The organism is Carnobacterium sp., assembly GCF_032094055.1.
Lineage (GTDB): Bacteria > Bacillota > Bacilli > Lactobacillales > Carnobacteriaceae > Carnobacterium_A.
The window spans coordinates 47,310-50,165 of the sequence record NZ_DAMDAK010000002.1; the positions used below are offsets into that span (position 1 = coordinate 47,310).

At 38.4% G+C, this 2,856-nt stretch carries 3 protein-coding genes and 1 pseudogene; all 4 read right to left on the reverse strand.

All coding sequences use genetic code 11. The features are described from left to right. Positions 1-689 (reverse strand): PTS system mannose/fructose/sorbose family transporter subunit IID (locus RT405_RS00715; RefSeq protein WP_313466772.1); only part of this gene is annotated, 689 nt, incomplete at its 3' end. A gap of 19 nt (positions 690-708) precedes the next feature. After that, positions 709-1,548, reverse strand: coding sequence for a PTS sugar transporter subunit IIC (locus tag RT405_RS00720; RefSeq protein ID WP_313466773.1), 840 nt, complete (start codon positions 1,546-1,548; stop codon positions 709-711). Between the two features lie 20 nt (positions 1,549-1,568). Next, on the reverse strand, positions 1,569-2,666 hold the full coding sequence (locus RT405_RS00725; protein ID WP_313466774.1) for an iron-containing alcohol dehydrogenase family protein: 1,098 nt from the start codon (positions 2,664-2,666) through the stop codon (positions 1,569-1,571). Further along, positions 2,660-2,856: pseudogene (locus tag RT405_RS00730) on the reverse strand (hypothetical protein); the annotation flags it as partial. The pseudogene RT405_RS00730 and the gene RT405_RS00725, both read right to left, overlap by 7 nt.

Consider the following 2,856-nt stretch of genomic DNA (forward strand, 5'->3'; position numbering starts at 1 on the left):
TTACCAGAAATATCAAACTGCAACGCTGAAGAGACTTTTACATAGTTTCCAGCTAGGATACCCATCATGAATAGTCCTAAAACTGAAAGTGTTTCAATTGCCGTTTGGATACCTGTGCTTTGCATTAACCCTGCAGCATTCCGACCCATCGCAAAAGATTGTCGTGCGAAAAACACTCCTAAAATTGCTTGATATAGTGCAAAAAAGACAAATGGGAACAGTGCACCTAACGGACTTCCTTGTTGTGCCCACGGAATCGCGATGGCGATAAAAATGTATTGAACAGTACCTGAGTCTATCGCATCACCAATTCCTGCTAAAGCCCCCATCAAACCAGCTTTTGTGTTATACATCAAATCATCTTGCATCAAAATTTCTTTATTCTCATGTTCTTCTTCAGCACGTTGTTGTTCCATAGAAGACATTAGTCCAGTGATAACGCCGCCACCCCAACTAAGTTGAGTATTGAAGAATAGCAATTGACGTTTATAAGCTGCTTTTAATGCATCGTCATCTTTATAGAGCTTTTTCAAAATTGGCATCATTGCATACAACAAAGATGGAGCCAAATAACGTTCAAACGAATGGGGAATCTCGTTTGCAAAGTGCCATCTCAGATATGCTTTAGTTACATCTTTTTTTGTGATTTCTTCTGGTGCAAGATTCTTATTTTCTATTACTTTCGCCATTTTATTCCCTCCTCATTAATTAAAACCCATCATCATAATCGTCGTCATCATCAACAGAAGCACTTGTGCTTCCTGTGCTGTTATTTGCTACTTGTACATTTTTTCCTTTTTGAGATTGAACAAAGATCAATGCGAACAATACACCGAAAATTGCATATGCAACCATCGTGATTTCTAGTGATTTTAGGACGACACTCATGAAATATGCCAGGAAGAAGAATACCATGTAATCTTTTCGTCCAATGACATAAACCGTTGTTGCAATACCGATTGCTGCCAGTCCTCCACCAACCACTTCTAAAATATGAATCACTACAGTACCTTCAAGAGCCGTAATAACATCCGCGATAATGGGTGCTCCTAAGTAAAGAGCAATAAATACTAATGGTACAAACAATAAAAATGATGCAATTGTTGGATAAAGAATGATTGAGCGAGAAATTGATTTTGAATTCAAGCTTTCTACTGCTTTATCTGTGTATTTACCTAAAAATGTATTGATAAAGAAGCGGAATTGATACAGGTAGCTGCCTAAGAGCCCTACTGGAACGGCTACTGCAATAGCAGCTTCTGGTTGAAGATTTCCTAGTAAAGCAACTGGTACAGCAATGGCAGCCGCAATAGATGGTTCCGCAGGCATGGTGCCCCCTGGTGAAAAAACACCCATATAAATCATTTGCAACGCTGCTGTTACAATCATTGCCTGTGCAACATCTCCCATTATGACCCCTACAACAAGACCCGTCATTAAAGGCGAGAAACGTAACGTTAACGTTGCTCCTCCTCCTAGCCATCTTGACATTATGGCCGCAACCCATAAAGCAATTAGTAAACTTTGCATTACACTTAAAGTTTCCATATGTTGTCCTCCTCCTAAATCTAGTTAGTATATTTTTCTAATTTGAAGATTGAATCTAATAATAAGTCTTTTGTAATCGGTACTGGTATCAAATGAACTTTTTCCTTTGAATCAATGAACTGAACCATTTTTTCAAGAACTGTCTCATCTTCTGGAAAGATACCCATTTGATGTAAAGACGTTGGTAAATTTAGTTCTTGATAAAATGGTAATAATGCATCAATCATTTCCCATTTTTTTTCAATTGCTAATTGGTAAAAAATACCATATGCAACTTTTTCGCCATGAAGGAATTGATGACTTTCAGCAATATATTTGCTCATAGCGTCATGCATAGCATGTGCAGCAGCATTCCTCGCATATTTATCACCTAATCCCCCAACCAAACCTGCAACTGCAAAGACAATTTCAGATAAATGAATAAATTCTTCAGTGACCTCTAATTTTTTCATATCAGCAATCGCTTTAGCAGAGTTATGAGTGATAGCATCTTTGCATAGTTGGGAAGTATAACCCGCCATTTGCAAGAACGGTTCATTTTGCAAGTGTTCTTGTTGTAAGATAGCATCAGATTCGTACCACTTGGCCAATGTATCCGCTAAACCCGCAATGAAGTATTCAACAGGTGAATCAATCACTAATTTAGGATCAGTAATAAAGAAGGCAGCTTGCCGCAAATAGTGTTCTGTTTTTCCTTCAGATTCTCCACTTTCCTTGTACATAACTGAAAGCGGTGTCCATGGGGCACAATTACTAGCTAAAGTTGGAATCACTCCAAAGTTTATATTGATCGTATGTGCCGCATATCCAACTAAATCTACTAGTTTTCCACCACCGACTCCGATAATGAAGTCAATCTGTTTTTCCTGCACAACTGCTGCAATTCTATCTGCTCCATAATAACTGCATTCACCAGTATATTGATGATAAGAGAATATATAGCGATCATCTTGTAAAAAGTTAAGCCACTGCTTAGCTTTTTCCCAGGAAACGGTTCCGTGAACAATAAGTACATTCTTTGCAGCATACTCTGTCAACACCTCAGGTACATACTCAATTGCACCGATATGATAGCGATAAAACTGAGGACCTACTTTTACTTTCAAATCATTCAACATGCATTTCCCACCTCTTTAGAGAGATATTTGCTATGCGTTTGAACAGCCCGTTCGGGCAATTTACCCTCAACAATATTTTCAACATCACGAACACATTTAGTACCCATTTCTTCCAAACACTCCATTGTATATGCCGAAGTATGTGGCGTCATCACAACATTCGTGAATGCTAGATAAGGGTGATCTTTGC